This window comes from Micromonospora sp. NPDC050784, from assembly GCF_044456765.1.
GTDB lineage: Bacteria > Actinomycetota > Actinomycetes > Mycobacteriales > Micromonosporaceae > Micromonospora > Micromonospora foliorum.
Genome location: NZ_JBITGG010000031.1, coordinates 1 through 23,144, shown reverse-complemented (window position 1 = coordinate 23,144; position 23,144 = coordinate 1). Strand labels below are relative to the sequence as shown.

Annotated in this window: 19 protein-coding genes; 12 read left to right on the top strand and 7 right to left on the bottom strand. The window is 68.9% G+C overall.

Going from position 1 to position 23,144, the window contains the following annotated elements:
• Positions 1-70: 70 nt before the first annotated feature.
• Positions 71-1,114 carry an NAD(P)-dependent alcohol dehydrogenase gene (locus ACIBD9_RS30195; RefSeq protein ID WP_238660309.1) on the bottom strand — a complete coding sequence of 348 codons (1,044 nt, stop codon included), beginning with the start codon at positions 1,112-1,114 and terminating at the stop codon, positions 71-73.
• On the opposite strand from ACIBD9_RS30195, the gene ACIBD9_RS30190 reads away from it, so the two are divergent.
• Positions 1,095-1,304 (top strand): hypothetical protein, encoded by a 210-nt coding sequence (locus ACIBD9_RS30190; protein WP_396722750.1) that lies wholly within the window; start codon positions 1,095-1,097, stop codon positions 1,302-1,304. The genes ACIBD9_RS30195 and ACIBD9_RS30190 overlap by 20 nt on opposite strands.
• Before the next feature lie 6 nt (positions 1,305-1,310).
• Here ACIBD9_RS30190 and ACIBD9_RS30185 read toward each other — a convergent pair whose 3' ends face one another.
• Positions 1,311-2,573 (bottom strand): glycoside hydrolase domain-containing protein, encoded by a 1,263-nt coding sequence (locus ACIBD9_RS30185; RefSeq protein ID WP_396722749.1) that lies wholly within the window; start codon positions 2,571-2,573, stop codon positions 1,311-1,313.
• Between the two features lie 188 nt (positions 2,574-2,761).
• Here ACIBD9_RS30185 and ACIBD9_RS30180 point away from each other — a divergent pair, with 188 nt between their 5' ends.
• Positions 2,762-3,310, top strand: a complete 549-nt coding sequence (locus ACIBD9_RS30180) for an LURP-one-related/scramblase family protein (protein ID WP_396722748.1) — start codon at positions 2,762-2,764, stop codon at positions 3,308-3,310.
• Positions 3,311-3,370: 60 nt separating this feature from the next.
• On the opposite strand, the gene ACIBD9_RS30175 is transcribed toward ACIBD9_RS30180, so the two are convergent.
• Positions 3,371-4,723 (bottom strand): FAD-binding oxidoreductase, encoded by a 1,353-nt coding sequence (locus ACIBD9_RS30175; RefSeq protein ID WP_396722746.1) that lies wholly within the window; start codon positions 4,721-4,723, stop codon positions 3,371-3,373.
• 46 nt (positions 4,724-4,769) lie between these two features.
• Here ACIBD9_RS30175 and ACIBD9_RS30170 point away from each other — a divergent pair, with 46 nt between their 5' ends.
• The 3 genes from ACIBD9_RS30170 (at position 4,770) to ACIBD9_RS30160 (ending at position 8,365) form a co-directional block, all read left to right on the top strand.
• Positions 4,770-6,197 carry a PLP-dependent aminotransferase family protein gene (locus ACIBD9_RS30170; protein ID WP_396722743.1) on the top strand — a complete coding sequence of 476 codons (1,428 nt, stop codon included), beginning with the start codon at positions 4,770-4,772 and terminating at the stop codon, positions 6,195-6,197.
• Between the two features lie 111 nt (positions 6,198-6,308).
• A complete protein-coding gene (locus tag ACIBD9_RS30165; protein ID WP_396722741.1) occupies positions 6,309-7,115 on the top strand; it encodes an alpha/beta fold hydrolase in 807 nt (268 codons plus the stop codon).
• Entirely contained in the window at positions 7,112-8,365 is a 1,254-nt protein-coding gene (locus tag ACIBD9_RS30160) for a PP2C family protein-serine/threonine phosphatase (RefSeq protein WP_396722739.1), read from the top strand. The genes ACIBD9_RS30165 and ACIBD9_RS30160 overlap by 4 nt, the downstream gene beginning before the upstream one ends.
• Before the next feature lie 72 nt (positions 8,366-8,437).
• Here the strand turns inward: ACIBD9_RS30160 and ACIBD9_RS30155 are convergent, their stop codons facing one another.
• Positions 8,438-9,730 carry a serpin family protein gene (locus ACIBD9_RS30155; RefSeq protein WP_396722737.1) on the bottom strand — a complete coding sequence of 431 codons (1,293 nt, stop codon included), beginning with the start codon at positions 9,728-9,730 and terminating at the stop codon, positions 8,438-8,440.
• A gap of 167 nt (positions 9,731-9,897) precedes the next feature.
• Between ACIBD9_RS30155 and ACIBD9_RS30150 the strand changes: the two genes are divergently transcribed.
• Positions 9,898-10,290: a nuclear transport factor 2 family protein gene (locus tag ACIBD9_RS30150; RefSeq protein ID WP_396722735.1), complete on the top strand. Its 393-nt coding sequence runs from the start codon at positions 9,898-9,900 to the stop codon at positions 10,288-10,290.
• A 340-nt stretch (positions 10,291-10,630) separates the two neighbouring features.
• Complete coding sequence (locus tag ACIBD9_RS30145) at positions 10,631-11,497, top strand: alpha/beta fold hydrolase (protein ID WP_396722733.1); 867 nt, start codon at positions 10,631-10,633, stop codon at positions 11,495-11,497.
• Between the two features lie 120 nt (positions 11,498-11,617).
• Here the strand turns inward: ACIBD9_RS30145 and ACIBD9_RS30140 are convergent, their stop codons facing one another.
• Together ACIBD9_RS30140 and ACIBD9_RS30135 are read right to left on the bottom strand one after the other, a co-directional pair.
• On the bottom strand, positions 11,618-12,472 hold the full coding sequence (locus tag ACIBD9_RS30140; protein WP_396722731.1) for an alpha/beta fold hydrolase: 855 nt from the start codon (positions 12,470-12,472) through the stop codon (positions 11,618-11,620).
• Positions 12,473-12,483: 11 nt separating this feature from the next.
• Positions 12,484-13,317, bottom strand: coding sequence for an alpha/beta fold hydrolase (locus ACIBD9_RS30135; RefSeq protein WP_396722729.1), 834 nt, complete (start codon positions 13,315-13,317; stop codon positions 12,484-12,486).
• Between the two features lie 209 nt (positions 13,318-13,526).
• Between ACIBD9_RS30135 and ACIBD9_RS30130 the strand changes: the two genes are divergently transcribed.
• The 5 genes from ACIBD9_RS30130 (at position 13,527) to ACIBD9_RS30110 (ending at position 22,180) form a co-directional block, all read left to right on the top strand.
• Positions 13,527-16,400 (top strand): BTAD domain-containing putative transcriptional regulator, encoded by a 2,874-nt coding sequence (locus ACIBD9_RS30130; protein WP_396722728.1) that lies wholly within the window; start codon positions 13,527-13,529, stop codon positions 16,398-16,400.
• A gap of 53 nt (positions 16,401-16,453) precedes the next feature.
• Positions 16,454-16,957: a LuxR family transcriptional regulator gene (locus ACIBD9_RS30125; protein ID WP_396722727.1), complete on the top strand. Its 504-nt coding sequence runs from the start codon at positions 16,454-16,456 to the stop codon at positions 16,955-16,957.
• Between the two features lie 16 nt (positions 16,958-16,973).
• Positions 16,974-18,221 (top strand): FAD-dependent oxidoreductase, encoded by a 1,248-nt coding sequence (locus ACIBD9_RS30120; RefSeq protein WP_396722725.1) that lies wholly within the window; start codon positions 16,974-16,976, stop codon positions 18,219-18,221.
• Positions 18,222-18,229: 8 nt separating this feature from the next.
• Positions 18,230-18,718, top strand: coding sequence for a MarR family transcriptional regulator (locus tag ACIBD9_RS30115; RefSeq protein WP_396722724.1), 489 nt, complete (start codon positions 18,230-18,232; stop codon positions 18,716-18,718).
• A 276-nt stretch (positions 18,719-18,994) separates the two neighbouring features.
• On the top strand, positions 18,995-22,180 hold the full coding sequence (locus tag ACIBD9_RS30110; protein ID WP_396722722.1) for a penicillin acylase family protein: 3,186 nt from the start codon (positions 18,995-18,997) through the stop codon (positions 22,178-22,180).
• Positions 22,181-22,242: 62 nt separating this feature from the next.
• Here the strand turns inward: ACIBD9_RS30110 and ACIBD9_RS30105 are convergent, their stop codons facing one another.
• On the bottom strand, positions 22,243-22,899 hold the full coding sequence (locus tag ACIBD9_RS30105) for a TetR/AcrR family transcriptional regulator (RefSeq protein ID WP_396722720.1): 657 nt from the start codon (positions 22,897-22,899) through the stop codon (positions 22,243-22,245).
• Positions 22,900-23,144: the final 245 nt, after the last annotated feature.

The window sequence follows — 23,144 nt, the reverse complement described above, 5'->3', positions numbered from 1 at the left end:
TCGGGTCGCCCCGGCCCGGCTGTGCGCCAGGGCCCGCCGTTCGGCGGACCCTGGCGCACACCAGAGAAGATCAGCGCAGGGTGTCGATGTCGATGACGAACCGGTACCGCACGTCTGAGGCGAGCACCCGCTCGTACGCGTCGTTGACCGCCTCGGCGCCGATGACCTCGACCTCGGGAGCGATGCCGCGCTCGGCGCAGAAGTCGAGCATCTCCTGCGTCTCGGCGATGCTGCCGATGCTGGAGCCGGCGAACGACCGTCGGTTGCCGAACAACGCGAAGACGGGCACCGGCAGCGGCTCTGGCGGGGCACCCACGCTGACAAGCGTGCCATCCAGACGCAGCAGACCGAGGTAACTGGCCATGTCGATCGGTGCGCTGACCGTGTTGATGATCAGATCGAAGCTGTTCTTGAGCGCCTCGAACGTCGCCGGGTCCTTGGTGGCGTAGTAGTGCTCGGCTCCGAAGCGCAGGCCGTCGTCCTTCTTGCCCAGCGTCTGTGACAGCACGGTCACCTCGGCGCCCATCGCCGCGGCGATCTTGACAGCCATGTGGCCCAGCCCACCCAGGCCCACCACGGCGACCTTCTTGCCGGGACCGGCGTTCCAGTGCGCCAACGGGGAGTACGTGGTGATGCCCGCGCACAGCATCGGGGCCGCCGCCTCGTACGGGATGCTTTCCGGTACCCGCAGCACGAAGTCCTCGTTCACGACGACGTGGGTCGAGTACCCGCCCTGGGTCACGGTGCCGTCCCGGTCGACGCCGGCGTACGTCTGGGTGTTGCCCTTGAGACAGTACTGCTCGTTTCCGGTGCGGCAGTTCTCGCACTCGCGACACGAGTTGACCATGCAGCCAACACCGGCACGGTCGCCGACCGCGTGGCGGGTGACGTCGGCGCCGACCTCGGTGATCCGGCCGACAATCTCGTGGCCAACGGTTAGCGGGTAGGGAACGCTGCCCCAGTCGCCGCGCACGGTGTGGATGTCGGAGTGGCAGATGCCGGCGTAGCGGATTTCGATGAGAACATCGTGCGGGCCCAGGTCCCGCCGCTCGATCGTGGTACGCACGAGCGGTTCGGTGGCAGAAGGCGCGGCGATGGCGTTGACGGTGAAGATGATGTCCTCCGGTGACGTGATGCTGACCTACCTGCACCTCACCACAGCCGTGGCGGCGCTGCCAGCGGCGGCCCTCTCCGCGCGGCGTGCGGGGCCGGCGCCCGGCCTGACGCGGAGGTACGGGGCCCATCCCGACGGCCGCGTCAGTCCAGTGACGAGCCAACCGGCGTCCAGGGCCACCAACCAGTGAGCGAGCTCAGACACGGGTGATCCGCACCGCGTCGGCGACGACGAATCCGGTGCCACTGGTCCAGCGGCTCACACCGACCTTGTTGCCCGTGCCCGCCGCCAGGGTGAATACGCCGATCGAGACCCACCGACCACCGTTGGCCCGCTGGTTGACGGACACGGATCTGTTTCCGGTGGTGGTCGCCACGAGATAGGGCGTCTGGTTGTTGTAGCCGGCATCGGAGGGGTACCAGACCGAGACCTCGTAGCTTCCGGTCGCCGGGATGGTCGACCGGTACCAGGCGACGTCACTGGACGTCACCGGACTGGCGAACCGGTAGTCGGTACCGAACCGTTGGGCTGAGTAGGCCGATGTGCCCCAGTCGCTGCTCGCCGTGAACCCTCCCGAGGTGCTGTTGTCGATGGTCGCGGCCCACTGCTGCGGCGGGGTCTGGGTGACCGTCACGTCGAGGTAGTTGCGGTCGATGTTCAACGTCACGCCACCCCACGTCTCGGTGACGTTGCCGGCGTACTGGTGCAGGCGCTGGTGGTTCGCATAGTGACCGTCGGCGCAGTAACTTCCGGCGTCCGTGTCAGCCACGCCGTTCCACCAGGCGATCCAGATCTGGTCGAGTCGCGTGTAGTTCGGGTTGTCGTACGCGTCGCAGACGTCCCTGATGCCGGAGGCGCCGCTGGAGTACATGCCGGCGAGGTACCCGCGTACGTGCAGTTGCTCGATCCAGCCGGACAGGAACGACAGCACTGCCGCACGGCACGACGTGTCCGACGGGTACTGCTCGATGTCGTTGTAGATGGTGCTCGCACTGCCGATGCCCAGTGCCTGGGCGGCAGTCGCAGCGCTGTTTGCCGCGGCGACGCCTTGCGACCGGGCGGTTGTGGGATCCGCGGACATCTTTGGCGCGCGGGTACCGCACGGTGCCTGGTACCCCAGCTCGATGGGGAGAAGCCGCCATCCGTTACTGATCTGATTGGCAACCCAGGTCGAGGTGAGATTGGGCTGGGCGCAGGAGCGGCTGCCCCCGCTGATGTAGATGCCGATCGCGCCGTAGGGCGAGCTGGCTCGCCACGCGTCCATCGCCGCCTGTGACGGGGCGGTGCAGGTGTCGAATCCCCGGCCGGTGAAGGTGCCGGGTTGCGGGCCGGCGGCCGACAGCGTCACAGCGGTCGGTGCCTGCGCGAGCGTCGCCGCCACCGCGCTCAGGGCGGTCGGCGCCACGAGGCCTGCGGCAACGGTGAGACCCACCAACCACCCGGCACTGGTTCTCATCATCGCCACCCCCTGAAGAAGGAAACCTAGCTAACGAGCGGACAGCACGAAAGATTTCTACCACGAATCGATGAACCGCAATACCGTCCGTCGACGTTGACGTGGTGTCGGGCACCGTGCTCCGGCGTGCCCCACTACAGCGGTGTCATTACTGCGGGGCGGACGGATGAGTGCGGCGGTAAGGGCCGGCCGTGTCCCGCCGGCCGGCACTTCCGTGTGCGGTGGGGGAGAATCGGACCATGTTTGTCATCAGGGAGCGGTTCTTCTCGGTCGGCGACGACTTCGACGTGCTCGACGAGCACGGCACCAAGGTCTTCCACGTCGACGGCAAGGTGCTCAGCGTCCGCAACAAGGTCGTCATCGAGGACGCCTCCGGCCAGGAGGTCGCCGCGCTGCACCGGCACCTGGTGGCGCTGCGTCCCACGTACGAGATCCGGATCGGCGGCGAGAAGGCCGCTGAGGTCCGCAAGAATCTGCTCACGCCGTTCCGCGACAAGTTCACCATCGACGTGCCGGGGCCCGACGACCTGGAGATGAAGGGTGACCTGCTCGACCACGAGTACGTGATCGAACGCGACGGCACCGAGGTGGCCGCGGTCTCCAAGCGGTGGCTGACGATCCGGGACACCTACGCGGTGCAGGTCACTGCCGGCGTCGACCCGCTGCTCATCATCGGCAGCGTCCTCGCGCTCGACCTGGCCATGAACCGCGACAAGAAGAAGAAGGACGACGAGGACTGACCTCCTCGGCCTACGCCGCGAGCAGCCCGTGACCAGGCTGCGCAGGAGCAGCCGGCCGCGCTACTGGCTGTCGGGCCGGATGTTGTGGTTGAGGTGGAACACGTTGTGCGGGTCCCAGATCGTCTTGAGTGCGGTGAGCCGGGCGAGCTTGGCGGCCGGGTACGCACGGCGTACCCCGCGTTGCCCCTCGTCGGCGGCGAGCGAGTTGACGTAGACGCCGTTGGCGTACGGGTCGAGCGCGGCTCCGGCACTGCGAGCCGCCGCCATCCGACTGTCGTCTTCGGATGGCTCGGTCCAGCGGGAGCCGGCGCCGAACTCGAACATGGTGCCGCGGTGGCTGAACGCCGCGTCGGCGTCCGCGACATCGGCGATGGCACCGCCGTGCGCCTGCAGGCCGACGCCGGCCAGGTGGGCGCCTGTGTGCAGGTCCGACGCGCCGCGCAGCAGGAACGCCTCGATCGCGGCGGTGGGGAACTGCCGCAGGTAGTGCGCACTGGAGTACCGGCGGTAGGCGTGGCCGCCGACGGTGTCGTCGCGTCGCTGCAGTTCCAGGTATGACGGGGTGGTGACCCGCTCGGCGACCGGGCGCCCGAGCGCGCGCATCGCCGGCAGCAACCGGTGACCCTGTGCCGGGTCGCCAACCCACACGAAGCCGACGGTGGCGATGGGTCCCTTGGCCGTGCTGTGGACATCGGCGGTGAAGGTCGCCTGCCGGGGCGCGACGGCGTTGAGGTCCCGCCAGCCTTCGAGCACCGGTACGGCGTCCTCGGCGCGGAAGTCGAACTCGGCGACCAGGGTCTGCGTTCCGGTGTGGTGCAGTTGGAACTCGAAGTCGGTGACGATGCCGAAGTTGCCGCCCCCGCCGCGCAGGCCCCAGTAGAGGTCCGGGTTCTCGGTTCGGCTCGCGGTCACCACCTCCCCGTCCGCGTTGACCATCGTGTAGGAGACGACGTTGTCGCAGGCCAACCCGTATTGGCGGGCGAGCCAACCCATGCCGCCGCCGAGGGTCAGGCCGCCGACCCCGGTGTGCGAGACGTTACCCGCGGTCGTGGCGAGGCCGTAGGGCTGCGACGCCCGGTCGAGTGCGCCGAGCAGCGCGCCGCCCTGGACCCGGGCGCGTCGCCGGATCGGGTCGACCCGAACCCCGTTCAACGGGGTCAGGTCGATCATCAGGCCGTCCGCGGGGACGGCGAGGCCGGCCACGTTGTGCCCGCCGCAGCGCACCCCGATCTCCAGGTCGAGGTCGCGGGCCAGGCGCACCGCGGCCACCACGTCGCTGACGCTCGAGGCCTGCACGATCATCCGCGGGCGTCGGTCGATCATGGCGTTCCAGACGGCGCGGGCTGCGTCGTAACCCGGATTGCCGGGGGTAAGGAGGCGGCCGTCGAAGCGGGGAGTGGTCGTTGTCGTCATAGTCTGAGCCTGACGGAAATCGGTACACCCGATAAGGTCCGATCCCATGGGCCGAATCAGGACCAATTCGAGCACCGCGGAAGACCTGCTCATCCATGTCGACCGGTCCGCCGCCGAGCCGCTGCACCGGCAGATTGCCGCCTCGATCCGGGGCAGCATCCGGGCCGGCCGGTTGCGGCTCGGCGCGTCCCTGCCGCCCACCCGCACCATCGCAGCCGATCTGGGAGTCTCCCGCGGCGTCGTGGTCGAGGCCTACCAGCAACTCGTCGCCGAGGGCTACCTCGCCAGTCGGGCGGGCGGCTACACCCGGGTCGCGGTCGAGCCGGTTCCGCCGTCGGCGGATCGGCGTGGCGGGAATCCGCCGACGGCCCGGATCGACTTCGGCTACGGCCGCACCGACGTGTCGTCATTCCCCCGGGCCGCCTGGCTGCGTTCGGTGCGGACGGTCCTCACCACCACGCCGAACGAACGCTTCGCCTACCTCGACGGACGTGGCGTACCCGAACTGCACGCAGCCCTGATCGACTACCTCAGCCGCGTCCGCGGCACATCGGCCAGCCCGGAGAACGTCGTGATCTGCAGTGGCTACGGCCAAGGCGTCGCGCTGATACTCCAGGTGCTCGCGGCGCGCGGCGCCCGCAGGGTCGCCGTCGAGGACCCATCCGCGGACGACGACGCCCGCCTCGTCGCGGCCGCCCTCGGCCTGGACGTGATCGGCGTCCCGGTCGGGCCGAACGGCATTCTCGTCGACAAGCTCGAGCGGACCGACGCGGACGCCGTGGTGCTGACGCCCTCGCACCAGTGGCCCACCGGCGGCGTCCTGTCCGCCACCGCGCGGGCCCGGGTCATCGGCTGGGCGCAGCGTCGCGGCGCCGTGGTGATCGAGGACGACTACGACGCGGAGTACCGCTACGACCGCTCGCCCGTCGGCGCCATGCAGGGGCTGGCACCCGACACCGTCGTCTACTGCGGCACAGCGAGCAAGACCCTGGCGCCAGGGCTGCGCCTCGGGTGGCTGCTGGCACCGCCACACCTGGCCGACGACATCACGGCTGCCAAGGTACGGGCCGACCGCGGCTCTCCCGTCATCGACCAACTGACCTTCGCCGACTTCCTGACCCGCGGCGAATTCGACCGGCACCTACGGCGCATGCGCCCGGTCTACCGCCGCCGCCGCGACGCACTCCTGGGCGCGCTGCGTGCACGGCTGCCCGAACTGGAACCGGTCGGTGTCGCGGCGGGCCAACACGTCGTGACCTGGCTCCCGCGCGACCTCGACGAGGCTGCGGTCGTGGCTGCCGCCGCCCGACGCGGACTGGTCGTGCAGGGCGTCTCCCGGTACCGACTGAGCCCCGCCGGACCCGGCGGGTTGATCTTCGGCTACGCCACCCTCACCGAACGCTCCATTTCCGAGGGAGTGCAGGCCCTTGCCGACGCGGTCGCGGAGGTCCGCGCAGATCTGCCGCGGACATGAACACCCCAACGGCGCAGGACATAACGGAAATACAGGTGTCCGTGCCACCCGACGATCGCCCACGTGGGCCGACGCTTGGTCCCCGAGGTGCGGGTGGTGAAGGATAGGCGAATGCGTGTGTGGGACCGCAACAACGTGATGCTGGCCGGTCGTGAGGATGGCCCTACTGTTGTGCTCGCGCACGGCTTTGGTTGTGATCTGCACATGTGGCGCCACGTTGTCAGCGAAATCGGACAGTGGGCCCAGGTGGTGCTATTTGATCACGTCGGATCCGGCAAGGCTGATCCGGCGGCCTGGGACGCTGAGCGGTACGCCTCCCTGGATGGCTACGCCGATGACGTGCTGAGCATTTGCCGGGACCTGGACCTCCAGCAGCCGATCTTCGTCGGGCATTCGGTCAGTTCGAGTATCGGGGTCCTTGCGGCGAATCGCGAACCGGATCGCTTCTCCGCGCTGGTCCTGGTCACCCCGTCACCGTGTTACATCGACGACGGAGACTACCGGGGCGGTTTCACTCGCGAGGACATCGACGACCTGCTCGAGTCACTCGACAGCAACTACCTTGGCTGGTCGTCGAGCATGGCACCCCTGATCATGGGCAATCCCGAGCGACCGGAGCTGGGCGATGAGCTGACGGCGAGTTTCTGCCGGACGGATCCCGCGATGGCGCAGGTGTTCGCGCGTACCACGTTCCTGTCCGACAACCGTGCGGACCTCGCCGCGGTGAGCGTTCCGACCCTGGTCCTGCAATGTGCTCAGGACGCCATCGCGCCGCCCGAAGTCGGCGCGTTCGTACACGCGCAGATCGCCGGAAGTCAGCTCGTCACACTGGATGCGACCGGGCACTGCCCGCAGCTGAGCGCGCCGGAAGCGACGGCCGCGGCGATCACGTCGTTTGTCAGGGCCGCCTACCGATGACCGCCACTGGGGGGCGTGATCCGCTCGGCCCAGGTCCCGGCGATGACGGAAGCGCCCGACCGAGCGTGGCCGGATGCCCTGCCTTGCTGGAAGACGACCTCGAAGACCTGTACGAGAATGCGCCGTGCGGGAACCTCTCCACCCTCCTGGACGGCACCATCGCGAAGATCAACGGCACGCTGCTGGCCTGGCTCGGCTACCGCCGTGAGGAACTCGTCGGCCGGCGCCGTTTCAGCGACCTGCTCACTGGTGGGGGCCGGATCTACCACGAGACCCACTTCGCGCCGATGCTGGCCATGCGGGGCGAGATCGGCGGTGTCGCCCTCGACCTCCGTACGAAGGACGGCGTTCGCATGCCGGTCCTCGTCACTTCCGTCGTGAAGGCTGGCAGCGAAGGTCAACCGCAGCTCATCCGGACGGCCATCTTCGACGCCGCGATGCGTCGCTCCTACGAACGAGAGCTCCTCAGCGCCCGCAAGGCTGCGGAACGCGAGGACGAACGGCTACGACAACTCGTCAGCAAACTGCAGCGCAGTCTCCTCCCGGCCGTGCTGCAAACCCCGCCGGGACTGGACAGCGCCGCGTACTACCGGGCGGCTTCCACCGACGAAGTCGGCGGTGACTTCTACGACCTGTTTCCTCTTGAGGATGGCCGCTGGGGCTTCTTCCTCGGTGATGTCAGCGGCAAAGGCGTCGAAGCGGCAGCCGTCACCGCCCTGGCCCGCTACACGTTGCGGGCAGCGACCGTCTACAACCCGGACCCTGCCGCCGCGCTGCAGAACCTCAACACCGTGCTCTGGCAGGAGTACCGCCAGGACGCGCGCTACTGCACCGTTGTGTCCGGCATCCTCACACCCACGCCGGCCGTCAACGGGTTCACCGCGGTCATCGCCAGTGGCGGGCACCCCGAACCACTGCTGCTGCGAGCCGATGGCTCCGTTCACTACCACCCCACGAAGGGCCGCATCGTCGGGGCCTTCCCCAACTCCCGATACACCAACACAACTGTCGTGGCGAACCCCGGCGACACGTTACTTCTCTACAGCGACGGGCTCACCGAGGCCCGTCCCGCCAGCAGCGAAACTGCCGATGGCCGTTACGGAACCGCAGCCCTCGCTCGATTCGCCCACTCCCTCGCGCCAACCAACGCCACCACGGCCGTCGCCGCGGTCACCGAGTTGCTCCGCACCTTCGGCGCCGGGCTGAGCGATGACACCGCCATCCTGGCCATCAGCGCACCACCTGCCTGACCCACATGCTCCAGAAGTGTCTGGGCGGCCATGGCGGTGCGGACGCGCAGCCTGATCCTGGTCCCGGGCCGGTCAGGCGGGGCCGTTGACCAGCGGGTCGTGGACCCGGCCGAGGAACAGCGGTACACCGGTGAGCCGGTCGTGGATGACGTACAGGAATGGTCGGTTGACGAAGAACTGCGGTCCTTGCGGGATCGACGGCGGCCGGACGATGACGGCCGACGCGGCCGCCGCCTCGGTACCCTTCTCGTCCACCGCGATGAACGTCTCGTGCACCACGTCGTCGACGCACAGGGCCGGCTCGATGCTCATGCTGGTGAAATCGGCCTGTGACGTGAATGCCGTGGGCATGCCGAGGCTACCCAGCGCGGCACCCAGCTCGGCCGGCAGGCGGAACGTCCACCGGGGCAGGCGCAGTTGGACGTCGGTTACCTGGAACCCGGTCAGCAACGCGCCCAGCCAGGTCGCATCGAGGCTCGCCTCGACCGCGGCGAGATCGTCCCGGGTCGGCATGACGATGGCCATGGCAAGCCCGTCGCCCGCGTACGGCACGTCGACCGCGCGCCACCCGTCCCCCTCCAGGTAGCCCATCCTGTCGAACGGCCCGCGCATGACCGGGGCGTAAACGACGGTCCCGTCATCCCTGGTGAACGGTTCCACCGCCGTGGCCGTCACCGTGAACGGATACTTCCAGGCCGCCCTGAGGTAGATCGTGTTGGTCAGCATCAGGCTGGTGTCAGGGCCCACAGCGTCGGACTCCAACAGCTCCGGAATCTTCGCGTTGGTTCGATCGGACACCCAGGTGTTGATCTCCTGGCGGGCCACCTCCGGCGCGCCGCGGAAGTCGACCGGTTGCGGCGCGGCACCGTAGTAGCCGGCGAGGGCGTCCCGGAACCCGGGTCGCAGGACCAGGCCGAGTCGCGTCCACAGCGCGTTGGCCGTGGTCAACCGAGGCTGCTTGATCCCGTCACCGTCCTGGTACCGGCCGGCGAGCGCCTGGTCAACGGTGTTGAACCCGCTGTCGAGCGCGCCGGGGCGCGGATGCGGCGCGTGAAGCACCGCGTCCATCTCGTCCGCTGTGGTCGAGCCGGCGCCCGCCCTGGTCATCGCGAGCGCGAGCCCGACCGAGTACGGCGCGCACACCACATTGCCGCCTGCCCGGGTCGACGCCAGCATGCGGTAGAGGTCGGCCGTGAAGCCGCGAACGGCGGTAGCGGCGGCCGGCATCGTGGCCGGGTCGGGTCGTACGCGGTCCGCATCCGTCGAGGTGGACCGCGGGCCGAGCCGGCGGGGATTACCTGGTGCGGCGGTAAGGGCAGCGGCCGCGAGCGGTACCGCCCGCAGAACCGATCGACGCGAGACCATGTATCGACGGTAGAGCAGTCCCACGATGACCCACCAGAGACAAACCCGAACTCATCGAAGTTCAGCAATGCTTGCCACTCGTGCGTTGAAGAAGACCGCTATCCGCTCATGCCGCGATGAGTAGCCGACGGACCAGTTGCGGCGACTGTGAGAGCTACGCTGGCGTGGTGATCGACTTTCGCGCGGCGGTTGAAGCACGGGATCCGGACGCCGTCGCGGCGGCCCTAGCCGACAACGTTGTGTTTCGCAGCCCGGTGGCGTTCAAGCCCTATCCGGGCAAGGCAATCACGGCGGCGATCCTGCGCGGCGTCCTGCGGGTGTTCGAGGACTTCCGGTACACCCGTGAGCTGAGTGGCGACAACGGTCGCGATCACGCGCTGGTGTTCGAGGCCCGGATGGGCGACGTCGCCATTGAGGGCTGCGACTTCCTGCACCTGGATGAGAGCGGCCTGATCGACGAGTTCACGGTCATGGTTCGTCCGCTGTCCGCCGCGCAGGCCCTGGCCGCCGCGATGGCCGCCCAATTCGAGCAGATCCAGCGTGAGGCCGCCGCCGGTTAGGTGGCAGCCGAAGCGCGAAGTACGGCCGGCGCCGGAAGACCGAGTGGGGTGCCGTCCGCCAAGGCGCCCACCGAACGGTTGAGCTGACCCCGTTTGGTGGTGTTCCTCCAACAAGGTGAAACTTGAGTGATTTTCCTCTTCTGTCCGACACTTCCGGTGAGCGTCAGTACGGTGAGGTTTGGGCGATCAGGCACGTCGTCGCGGCACCGGAGCCCGGCCGCTGTCGGTGCACGCGCCACGCAGCGGTGCTTCCGACTGGTTGCGGCTCCGGCGAGGTCGCGTTGGCGCCCTGCACATCTGCCCGCGCTCGGAAACCACTGACCAACGAGGGGGAAGAGACATGCTCGGTATCTCGCTACGTCGGCCGAAGACCATCGCCGCAACGCTCGTCGCCGCAACGCTGGTGACGGTGCTCGGCTCAGCCGCCCCAGGCGTGTCCGCGGACGGCGGTGCGCAACCAAACCCGGACCGGGGGCATGACGGCAGACCGACCATCGTCCTCGTGCACGGCGCCTGGGCCGACGGCTCGAGCTGGAGTGGGGAGGTCCGCAGACTCCAGGCACGCGGTTTCGATGTCCAGGTCGCGCCGCAACCCAGCCGGGGGCCGACGATCGACAGCGGCTACCTGAAGGATTTCCTGTCCACCATCGAGGGTCCCATCGTGCTCGCGGCCCACTCGTACGGCGGCTTCGTAGTGAGCGATGCCGCGACCGGCAACAAAAACGTCAAGGCACTGGTGTTCGTCGACGCCTTCGCCCCGGACAAGGGGGAGACCGTGGAGGAACTCACCGCAGGCTCCGGCTCGGTGCTTGAGCCAGCCTTGACCGACCCCACGAGCGTTTTCAAGCTCGTGCCGTTCCCGGGTGCCCCGGAAGGTGCGGTCGACGCGTACGTCCTGCCGAAGGTGTTCATCAGCGGCTTCGCCAATGGTCTGCCTCGGCGGCAGGCGGAGGTGCTCGCCGTGACCCAGACCGCCCTGGCCACGAACGCCCTGGCGGAGCCGGCCACGGAGCCGGCGTGGAAGACGATCCCGGTATGGGCGGTGATCGGTACCGAGGACAAGGTCATCCCGCCAGCGCGCCAGGAGGAGATGATGGAGCGGGCGGGGGCCGACATCACCCGGATCGACGCGGGTCACCTGGGCCTGATCTCGCATCCCGGTGAAGTTACCGAGGTCATCCTGGAGGCGGCCCGGACGACCGCCTGACGGGACTTCGTCGCCTGGGCAGCAACAATGGCCGCGTGGGCCGAACGGCCCACGCGGCCACCCCAAGGCAAGGCCGGCCGGGGCATCGCGGTGAGCGATACCCCGGCCGGTTGTCGTGTGTCAGTCGGTCGCCTTGGCAGCCGCCTCGATCTGATTGGTGACCGCGCCCGCATCCGTGACCATGGACAGGTGGGGGGCGTTGATCTCGATGGTATGTGCCTTGGCCCTCTTGGACATGGCGATCTGCTGAGCGGCAGGGATGACGGCGTCCTGCTTGCCGATCACCGACCACGAGGGAATGGTGCGCCAGGCCGGCTCGCCGGCCTCCTCGACCAGGGCGTTGAAGGCCAGCGGACGCTGCCGGGCGGCCAGCACCGCCACGTCCTTGGCGGGAATGGTCTTGTCGGCGAACGCCTTGCCGAAGACCGACGGCTTCACGTAGAGGTTGACATTGTGCGGATCCTCACCGGGGATCGCGACCTGGTCGAAGACGGTGGACGCCTCGGCCGCGAAGACCGAGCCCGGTACGGCCGAGGTCAGCGACAGCACGGTGTCGTGCTGGTCCGGGATGTACGCGTCGACGTACACCAGGGCCTTGACCTGCTTGTCGCCCAGAGCGGCGTTCGTGATGACCATGCCGCCGTACGAGTGCCCGACGAGGACGATCGGTCCGGTGATGGTGTCCAGGTACGCGCGGAGGTTCGCGGCATCGTTGTCCACGCCCGACAGCAGGTTCGGCGGCGTGACCACCCGGTAGCCGTCGTGCTGGAGCTCGGCTGTCACCTTGTCCCAGCTCGACCCATCCGCCCACGCGCCGTGCACGAGCACGACTGTCGGCTTGGCCGCCGCGGGGCGCGAATGGAGGAAGCCGTTACTCGTCGAGGCCTGGGCGCTGCCGATGCCGGCACCGGTCAGGGTGAGGGCACCGATGGCCACGCCTACGTAGATGAGGCGGCGCCGGAAGGACAATTTCACGGTGTTTCCTTTCACTTCTGCAAAAAGTCGAGCAGGGCGGCGTTGACCTGATCGCTGTGGGTCCAGGCAATGGCGTGCGGTCCGCCCTCGATGACGAGCAACCGCGTATCCCCGATGAAGGCGGGCAGCCGCTGACCGGTCACCCCGATGGGTAGGACTCGGTCCTGGTCGCCCTGAATCACGAGTACCGGCACGTCAATCTTGGGCAGGTCTTCACGGAAGTCGGTGAGCCAGGTCGGGATGCAGGCCACCGCGGCGAGGGGAGATCCGGCCACGGCAACGGTCAAACTTGCCTGGAACGCCTCGTCGCTGACCATTGAGCCGCCGTATACGTCGAGGTTGTAGAAGTTCTCCAGGAACTGCTTGAGCCACCCGTTCCGGTCCGCCCGCGCCGCCTGGATGAACCCATCGAACAACGACTGCGGTGCGCCTTCGGGGTTGTCGTCCGTTCGCAGGAGGAACGGCGGGATCGGCGACATCAGTACGGCCTTCGCGACCCGCCCGGTGCCGTAGCGGCCCAGGTAGCGGGCAACGTCGCCGGTTCCCATCGAGTGACCCACGAGGATGGCGTCGCGTACGTCCAGTTCCGTGAGCAGCACGTCCACGTCGCTGGCGAACGTGTCGTAGTCGTACCCACTGGCGGGCTGGCTGGAATTGCCCCAACCCCGCCGGTCATAGGTGATGACCCGGTAACCGGCTGCGAGTAGTGCGGAGACCTGCTTCTCCCAGGCCTGCCCGCTCAGCGGGTAACCGTGACTGAGCACCACCGGCGTACCGGCGCCGTGATCCTCGTAATAGATCTCGATTGGGTTGGCTCCCTCTGAGCCAACGGTGACACGGGGCATGCGCACTCCTTGGGCTTGCGTTCCGCGCTGGGAACCTTGCCGAAGGTACTGATATGGCAGCGTTTCTCGAATCACCCGAATCACGTAGTCCCCGTGTATCGCGACCGACTCGACGGACAACGAGAGATGGGGGATGCGGGGGACCCGGGGTAAGCCGCAGGCTGGGCGAAAAGCGAAGCCGCTGCCCTTCCATCTCTAGGATGTCAATCGTGACGACGCCCGACCGCAGGCTCCCGGACGCGCCGCAGTCCCACTGCGAGTTCAAGGTCTTCGGCGGTCTTGGCTGCCGGCGGGACGGCTCGGACGTCGATCTTGGCCCAGTACGCCAGCGGATCATCCTGGCCAAGCTCCTCGCCGCCGGGGGTGACGCGGTCAGCCTCGAGGGCATCATCGACAGCCTGTGGGACGAACAACCGCCGGCCAGCGCCGCCAACCAGATCCACCGGCACGTCGGGAACCTCCGGCGGATTCTGGAACCGGACCTGGACGTCCGCGAAACCGGTCAATACCTCCTACCGGCTGGTACGGGCTACCGGCTGCTCCTCGCGACCGAGGCCTCCGATCTGGCCATGTATCGCGAGTTGGTCCGGCGGGCCCGTGAGGCGCTCGCTAGCGGGGACGTCGTGGCCGGTGTGCGGGCGTACCTGACCGCTCTGGAGCTTGGCCGCAGCCCCGCGTTCACCGACCTGCCAACCAGCGCGTTGAGTTCGCCGGAGTTCGTCGCCATCGAACGGGAGCGCGTCGCGGTGGCGCTCGCGGCCAGCGAAGCCGCGATCGCCCACGGCATGGCCGGCACCGCCTTGACCCCACTGCTGAGCGTTGCCGCCGCAGCGCCGCTGGACGAGGCGTTACAGGCGTGCCTGATGCGCGCGTACGTGGCCACCGGTCACCGGGCGGAAGGGGTGCGGGTCTTCGAGCGGACCCGCCAACGTCTCGCCGAGGAACTGGGGGTGGACCCGGGGCAGGAACTGCGGGAGGCGTATCGGGAACTGCTGGCCAGCGGCTGGACCCTACAGGAGGAACTGCGCCCGCCGGAGGCTCCCCGGCCGGCACAGCTGCCGCCGCAGGTCGCCGGCTTCGTCCGCCGAAGCGACGTGGCCGCCGTGCTCGACGACCAACTGTCCGACGCGTTCAGCGATGCGACCATCGTGATCACTGTGCTCGGTGGCATGGGTGGCATCGGCAAGACCGCGCTCGCTGTGCACTGGGCCCACCAGATCGCCAGCGAGTTTCCCGATGGCCAGTTGTTCCTGAACCTGAGGGGTCTTGATCCGGACGGACGCGTCATGTCATCGGAGGAGGCGCTCGCCTCGTTGCTCGCGTCCCTGGGCGAGCCAGCGGTCTCGTCACCGCAGGAGAACGTCGACGCGCAGGCAGCTCGTTACCGCAGCCGCCTCTTCGGTCGTCGGCTCCTGATCCTCCTGGACAACGCGCGCGACTCCGAGCAGGTTCGCCCGCTGCTGCCAGCCTCCCGGGGCTGCCTGGTCATCGTGACGAGTCGCAACCGGATGACGAGCCTGGTCACCCGGGAGGGCGCACGTTATCTGCAAGTCGATCGGCTGACCGGCGCCGAGTCCCGCCAACTTCTGATCAACCGACTCGGCGCCCGTCGCGCCACCACGAACCCGGACGCGTTGGACAAGGTCATCGCGCTCTGTGCCGGGCTGCCCCTCGCACTGGCGATCGTGGCGGCCCGCGTGGCCCTCAACCCGGCCCTGCCCTTGAGTGCGGTCCTCAGCGACGTCTCGGCGCCGTCCGCCAGACTCGACGCGTTGTCCAGCGCGGATTCGTCCGACGATGTCCGGTCGGTGTTCTCGTGGTCGTATCGCGCCCTCGATCCGTCGACGGCGCAGGTGTTTCGTGCCCTCGCAGTCCATCCGGGTCCTCAGATCTCACTGGAGTCGGTGGCCAGTGTCGCCGGAGTCGGTCGCGCACAGGCACGCCAACTGCTCATGGAATTGGTGACCGCGAATCTGCTCGACGAGTCGCAATTAGGGCTTTATGGTCTGCACGACCTGTTACGGGCCTACGCGGGCGAGCTCCTCGACGAGGATCAAGAACGACCGGGGTACGAGCGGCGTCTCGTCGTGCATTACCTGCATTCGGCCCGCGCCGCCTACGCGAGGCACCACCGGCAGCCAGTCGGCACTGTCCGCGAGCCGCCGTCGAATGTGACGCCTGAATCGTTCGACAGCGTGCCACAGGCTGCCGCCTGGTATGCACGAGAACGCTCCGCGTTGTGGGCGACGATCGATCTGGCCCTCGCGCACGGCCTGGGGCGCGACGCGGCGGCTATGGTCCTCGCCGCCTCAGCACCGGGCAGCAACTCCATACCCGTGGGCCGGACACGGACGGTACTTGCCATCCTCGAGATGGTCAGCGTGCTCGGCGAGCCGCTGATGGAGGCAGAACTTCTTCGTACCGTCGGTGAGGTCTCCGCCCCGCTGCCACAGGCCGACGAATACCTCCGTCGAGCCTTGCGCATCTTCGAAGGCATCGAAGAACTCGCCGGACAAGCCGCGGTCCTGCGAAACCTCGCTGTGCTCTCGTTGTCGCGCGGCGACCACGACGCAGCCAACGCGTACGGCGAACGCTCGGTGGGTCTTGCCCGGCAAACGGGGCACCAGGAACTGCTCGCCGTTTCGCTGCTGACACTCACGAGAGCGCTCCTTCGGTCCGACCAGTTCGAGGCTGGCACGCGGGCGGCTGACGAAGGGCTGGCCATCGCAGTGGCGGAGCACCTCGATCACCTGAAGATCTACTACGCCCAGCTCATTGCGGAGTCCTCCTGGAAACTCGGCCGGCTCGAACGAGCTGCGAAGGTGTCGGAGTGGGGGTTGACGGAAGGCGTCTGTGAGTCGGACGGTCCCCGGTGTGCCGTCGCGGCGATCCTCGCACGGGCCGCATTCGATCTAGGCGACCTGGCGCGCGCGGAACGGGGGTGCCAGCAGTTCGAGAGCCTGATCGCCGACAACGGCTTCCGGGAACTCATCGAGTTTTCCGGCCTTGAGGAGGCCGAGGAATACCGGACCATGGTCGCGTATGTCCGGGCCCGACTCAGCTTGTTGAGGGGCGCGTCGTAAGCGGGTAGGGCGAGCACTCAGCCTGCACTCGTCATGCACAACGGTGCGATCGGATGGTCGTCGAGACCCCGAACCCTCGCCCGAGGAGCACCATGCACTGCGTCGTAGCCGAGCCCGCCCGAGTCCTTCCCCGTGCGGTACTGACTCCACGACAGGAACAGATAGCTCTGCTGGTGGCGGCGGGCTCCACAAACGTCGAGATCGCGACGAACCTGGTCATCAGCACCCACACCGTCAAACATCACCTACGCGGAGTGTTCCACAGGCTGGGCGTCGCGTCCCGCCGCGAACTACGCAGCAGGCTGGTTTGCCACGACACGACAAACCACTTCGCCCAGAGCTGCTGCCTGACCAGCCAGGAGCGGGACATCGCGCAGCGGGTCTCGAACGGCGCGTCAAACCGCGAGGTGGCGGCACAACTGTTCATCAGCCCGAGCACGGTGGACTACCACCTACGCAAGATCTTCCGCAAGCTCGACATCACCTCACGCCGAGAACTGGCGAGACGAGACTCACCTGCTGCGCCTCGAACGGAGGCCTTGCCCAAATCATCTTAGTCATTAAGATAACTGCATGCGCGTATCGACGGACTTCTCGGTGGCAATCGCTGGCGCCGGCCTCTCCGGCCTCTGCCTCGCCCAGTACCTGATGCGCGCCGGCATCGACGTGCACGTCTACGAGCGCGACCAGGGCCCCTTCGTCCGGCGGCAGGGCTACCGGATCATTCTCGACCGGTACGGGCTGGAGGCGCTGCGCGAGAGCCTGCCCCGCGCGCTGTACAGCCTGGCGCTGAGCACCGGTGACGAGCCCGGCGGGCAGTTGCGCTTCACCGACAGTCGGCTGCGGGACGCGTTCACCATCTCCTTCAAGGATGAGCCGCACGCGACCCGGCAGGTCGACCGGCTGACCCTGCGGTCGATCCTGCAGTCCGGGCTGGACGGGCGTATTCACTACGGCAAGGACGCCGCCGCGGTGGACAGCGACGGGCCGGCAGGGCTGCGGCTGCGATTCTCCGACGGCGGGTCCGCCGCGGCAGACGTCGTCGTGGGTGCCGACGGCGTCGGCTCGGCGCTGCGCGCGCAGCTCATGCCGGACGCCGACCCGACGAACACCCCGATGGCGGGCATCTACGGCCGGTCGCCCCTGCGGCGCAACGGCGAGAGCGTGATCCCGGAAGCGCTTCGTACCAGTGGGGTCCTGGCCATCGCCGACCGGCCGGGCCGCGCCTTCTTCTTCACCTCCATGCGGTTCGGCGAGAGCCCGCAGGAGGCGTTTGCTCGCCTGGCCCCGGGCAGCTATGCGCCCACCGGCTACGACTACGTCATGTGGGGACTGCTGCTCCGGCAGGAGGAGGTGCCCGTCGGCATCCGCGGGGACCTGCTGGCGCTGTGGAGACTGGCCTCCCGGAGGAGTGCGGACTTCCACCCGGTCATCCGGCGGTTGGTCGGCACGGCCGAGCTGGACGCGACCGTACTCAACCTCTTCGCCACCGGCCGGCGCCCGCGCCGGTGGGCGGTGCCCCGGGCGACGATGATGGGCGACGCCGTGCACGTCATGCCGCCGTTCGGCGCTCACGGCGGCAACACCGCGCTCCGCGACGCCGCACTGCTCGGTCGCAAGCTGGTGGAGGCCCGGGCCACCGGCGCGCCGGTGGAGGAGGCGATCGCCAGCTACCAGGAAGAGATGGTGCCCTACGCCTTCCGTGCCGTCGACACCGCCGCCGGGCTGATGCGCCGACTCACCGGGGGAGCGGCCGCACCACACTGGGTGCTGACCCGCGTGTTACCTCGGCTGCACCGGGTCACCGTGCCGGAGGCATGATTGCCGGCATGTCCCACGAGTCGGCCCGTGCGTCCGCGATCGCCGACCTCATGCGCGCCGGGCGGGAGACGTCGCGGCTGTCCATGGTGTTCCGGTACGCCATCGCGGAGCGGCTGGGCCTCACCGTGAGCGACCTGGAGTGCCTGGACTACCTGGCGGACGTCGGCTCCGCCACCGCGGGGCAGGTCGCCGAGCGGACCAACCTCACCACCGGGGCGGTGACCAGCATGCTCCGCCGGCTCCAGCAGGCGGGCTACGTGACGGCCGAGCGCGATCCGGCGGACCGGCGGCGGGTGATCGTCGCCCTGCGGCCGGAGCGGATGGCCGAGTTGGAGCGTCCATACGAGCGGTTCGCCGAGCGGGCGGAGCGGCTCATCGAGGGCTACAGCGTCGAGGAGGTCCTGCTGCTGGTTCGGCACTATGACCGCATGCAGGCGATGTACCTCGCCGAGTTGGACAGCCTCGCCAGCGGCGACACCGCGCAGCGGTCCGCCTGAGGCGGCGTCGCGTGACTGACCGCCCTCCCGGGTGCGCTGTCTGACTCGAGCTGGTCGTAGGCCTAGCCGACGACGCGTCGCAGGCGGCGAAACGTCGGCATTGGCGCGTGGTGAACGACGGGTATCCCGGGCGGGGGTCCTGCGTCGATCATTGCCGGGAGATAGATGCGAGTCACTCTCACCTCCTGGTGTAACGCCCGGGCGCGGGGGCGAGACGTCGGCACCGGAAGCCGGGCGTGACCGAACGGCCCGACTCCGCGTCCCCGGAGGATCGCCATGCCCCGTCCCGTTCTCCGTAACCGGCTCGCGGCGTTCACCGCCGCCGTCCTGACCGCGAGCGTCCTGACGGTGACCCCACCGTCACCGGCGCTGGCCGCCACGACGTTCGCCGCCAACGACTACTGCCTCGGCCAGTGCGCCGACATCCTGCCCCCTGGGCAGAACGGCAACGCCACGCTGGTCGCCATCCTGGCGCACCAGGCGCTCGGCACCCGCCCGGCGCACTCCAGCGACCAGCTCGACGAGTACGCGAACCTGGTCTACAACTACGCCGGGCTGACCGACGAGCAGATCGCCCACTTCTACAACGACGCCTCGTTCGGCGTCCCGGCCGCGCAGGTGGAGAGCACCGTCTCGCCGCGATCGGATGTCACCATCGTCCGGGACAAGGCCACCGGCGTCCCGCACGTCACCGGAACCACCCGCGCCGGCACCATGTTCGGTGCCGGCTACGCCGGAGCCCAGGACCGGCTCTGGGTGATGGACCTGCTGCGGCACGCCGGTCGCGGCACGCTCACCTCGTTCGCCGGCGGCGCGCCCGGCAACCGGGAGCTGGAGCAGAGCATCTGGGCCAACTCGCCCTACTCGGAGGCGGACCTGCAGGCCCAGGTGGACGCGCTGCGCCTCAAGGGCTCCCGAGGTCAGCAGCTCTACACCGACGTGGTCGACTACATCGCCGGCATCAACGCCTACATCGACAAGTCAATCGCCGACGACAACTACCCGGGCGAGTACGTGCTCGCCGGCGCCGGCAAGCCGACGCACTTCACCATGACCGACCTCATCGCCACCGCCGGCGTCGTCGGCGGGCTCTTCGGCGGGGGCGGCGGCAGCGAGATCCAGTCCGCGCTGGTCCGGGTGGCCGCCCGCGCCAAGTATGGCGCCGCCGAGGGTGACCGGGTGTGGGCGACGTTCCGCTCACAGAACGACCCGGAGACCGTGCTCACCCTGCACGACGGGCAGAGCTTCCCGTACGGGGCGACCCCGCCGGGCGCGACCAGCGCGGTGCTCCCCGACGCCGGCTCGGTGGTCGCCGAGCCCTTCGCCTACGACGCCACCGGCGGGGCCGCCGCCCGCACCGGCACCAGCACCGCCACCCCGGGGCTGCTCGGCGGCCTGGCCAACCTGCGGGCACACGGCATGTCGAACGCGGTAGTGGTCTCCGGACGGCACACCACCACCGGCAACCCCGTGGCCGTGTTCGGGCCGCAGACCGGCTACTTCGCGCCGCAGTTGCTGATGCTCCAGGAGCTGCAGGGGCCTGGCATCAGCGCTCGCGGCGCCGCGTTCGCCGGGCTCAACCTCTACGTGCTGCTGGGGCGGGGCCAGGACTACGCGTGGAGCGCGACCTCCGCCTCCCAGGACCTCACCGACACGTACGCGGTGCCGCTGTGCACCACCGACGGCAGCGCCCCGACACTGCGCAGCAACCGCTACCTCTACCACGGACAGTGCCTCGCCATGGAGGCGCTGGAGCAGCGCAACTCCTGGTCCCCGACCCTGGCCGACTCCACTCCGGCCGGCTCGTACACGCTGCGCGCGCTGCGCACGAAGTACGGGCTGGTGGCCCACCGGGGCCTGGTGAACGGGCAGCCGACCGCGTTCACCAAACTGCGCTCGACCTACCGGCACGAGGCCGACTCGGCGATCGGCTTCCAGGCGTACAACGACCCGTCGGCGATGGGCAGCGCCGCGGCCTTCCAGGCCTCCGCGGCCACCGTCGGGTACGCGTTCAACTGGTTCTACGTCAACTCGACCGAGGCGGCGTACTTCAACTCCGGCTCGAATCCGGTCCGTCCGGCCACCGCCGACCCGAACCTGCCCACCAAGGCCGAACCGGCGTACGAGTGGGCCGGCTGGAACCCGGACACCAACGATGCCACGTACGCCCCGGCGTCGGCGCATCCGCAGTCGGTCAACCAGGACTACTACGTCAGCTGGAACAACAAGCAGGCGCGGGACTTCGGGGCCGCGGACGGCAACTTCAGCTTCGGCTCCGTACACCGGGCTCAGCTGCTCGATGGCCCGGTGCGCGCGGCGATCGCCCAGCGCAAGCTCGGCCGCGCCGACGTCGTCACGATCATGGCGGATGCGGCGGTGACCGACCTGCGCGGCCAGCAGGTTCTCGGCGACCTGCTGCGGGTGTTGGACAGCGCGGCGGTCACCGATCCGGCGCTGGCCGACGCGGTGGGCAAGCTGCGCGCCTGGCAGCAGTCCGGGGCCCGCCGGGTGGAGACGTCTCCCGGCTCCAAGGTCTACCAGCACGCCGACGCCATCCGGATCTTCGACGCCTGGTGGCCGCTGCTGGCCTCGGCGCAGTTCCGCCCCGGCCTCGGGCCGGACCTCTACGCCGCGCTGGTCGACGCCATCGAGGTGAACGAGGCGCCGTCGGGCGGCCAGAACGGCGGACGCGACGGCGCCGTGAGCTGGGCGTTGCAGGGGCAGGCGCACAAGGGATCGTCGTTCCAGCACGGCTGGTGGGGCTACGTCGACAAGGACCTACGGACCGTACTCGGCGACCCGGTGGCCGGTGGGCTGGGCCGCGCGTACTGCGGCAACGGCAACCTCGGCGCGTGCCGGCAGGCCCTGCTGGACACGCTCGGCCAGGCCGCCGCCGTACCGGCCACCACGGTCTACCCGGGCGACAAGTCCTGCGGGGCCGGCGACCAGTGGTGCGCCGACTCGATCGCCCAGTCCGGCCTCGGCGGCATCACCCACCCGGTGATCGCCTGGCAGAACCGCCCCACCTACCAGCAGGTCGTCTCGTTCCCGGCGCGCCGGGGCGACGACGTCACCAACCTGGCGCAGGGCCGCCCGACCACCGCGTCGAGCACCCAGTTCCTGACCGGCCACACCCCGGACAAGGCGGTCGACGGCAGCCTCGGCAGCCGGTGGGCCAGCAGTTACAACGACAACCAGTGGCTCCGGGTCGATCTCGGGGCTTCCCGCAGCGTCAGCCGGGTCGTGCTGCGCTGGGAAGCCGCGCACGGCACCTCGTACCGGATCGAGGTCTCCGGCGACGGCACCTCCTGGACGCCGGTGTTCGCCACCACCACCGGCAACGGCGGCGTCGACAACGCCACCTTCGCCCCGGTCACCACCCGCTACGTGCGGGTGTACGGGGTCAAGCGGGCCACCTCGTACGGGTTCTCGCTCTACGAATTCGAGTTGTACGGAAAGTGACGGTGCCCGGAGGGGTCGGCGGGAATCACTCGCCAGCCCCTCCGGTGCACAGCGGGGCCTAATTAACGGGTCGGCTCCCCGGACGGCTGCACGAGGAACGATTTGATGTGTTCCAGCGCCATGTCCAATGCGACCTCCATGGGTGCGACGTTGTGCGCGGCGTTCGCCAGCAGGTAGCCGCCCTGCAAAGCGGCCATCAGGCCCGTGGCCAACTTTTCCGGGTCGGCATCCTGGCGCAGTAGACCGCTGTCACGCATCCGGTGCAGACCATCGCTGATCAGCCTTTCCCATGCCGCGAACGTCTCCGACAGGGACGATCGAGCCTGCTCATCCTGATCGGACAGCTCAAGCGTCATCGACCCGAGGCCGCACCCGTACTTGCCGTTGTTCAGCGAATTGGCCTGGACCAGCGCGTTACGCCACCGGAGCAGTCCTGAGAACGATCTCAATCGTTCGAGCCCTGCGCGTTCACGCTGAAGCACGAGCGCGCCTCGATATTTGACCAAGGCGCGCACGAGTTCCTGCTTGTCGGCGAAGTGGTGGTAGAGCTGAGACTTGCTCGTCTGGCTTGCCTCGCGGATGTCGTCGAGGGTCGTCGCGTTCACTCCGCGCACGAGCATCAGCCGGTTCGCCGCATCGAGGATCCGCTCTCGCGTCGCGATGCCCCGTTGACTGATCCTCCGTCTATACGTCGGCGCAGCCACCTGCTCGTCGCTCATCTGTCAAGCCTATCCACCGGGCGAAAAGATCTAGGAAAACGGACCTTGGAGCTCATTCGGCGTTTTGGCGCATTCACTTCGTGGTGAAGGGCGGACGTGCGTGCCGTCGGCTCGGCCCGTACCCGGCGCGGGGGCCCCGGGGGCGCGCGCCCGCGGGGGGAGGCCCGCGCCCCCGGGGGGATCTTACACCCCGGGGGGGGGGGGGGGGGGGGGTTTGCGGGGGGGGGGGGGTGGCGGGGTTTTTT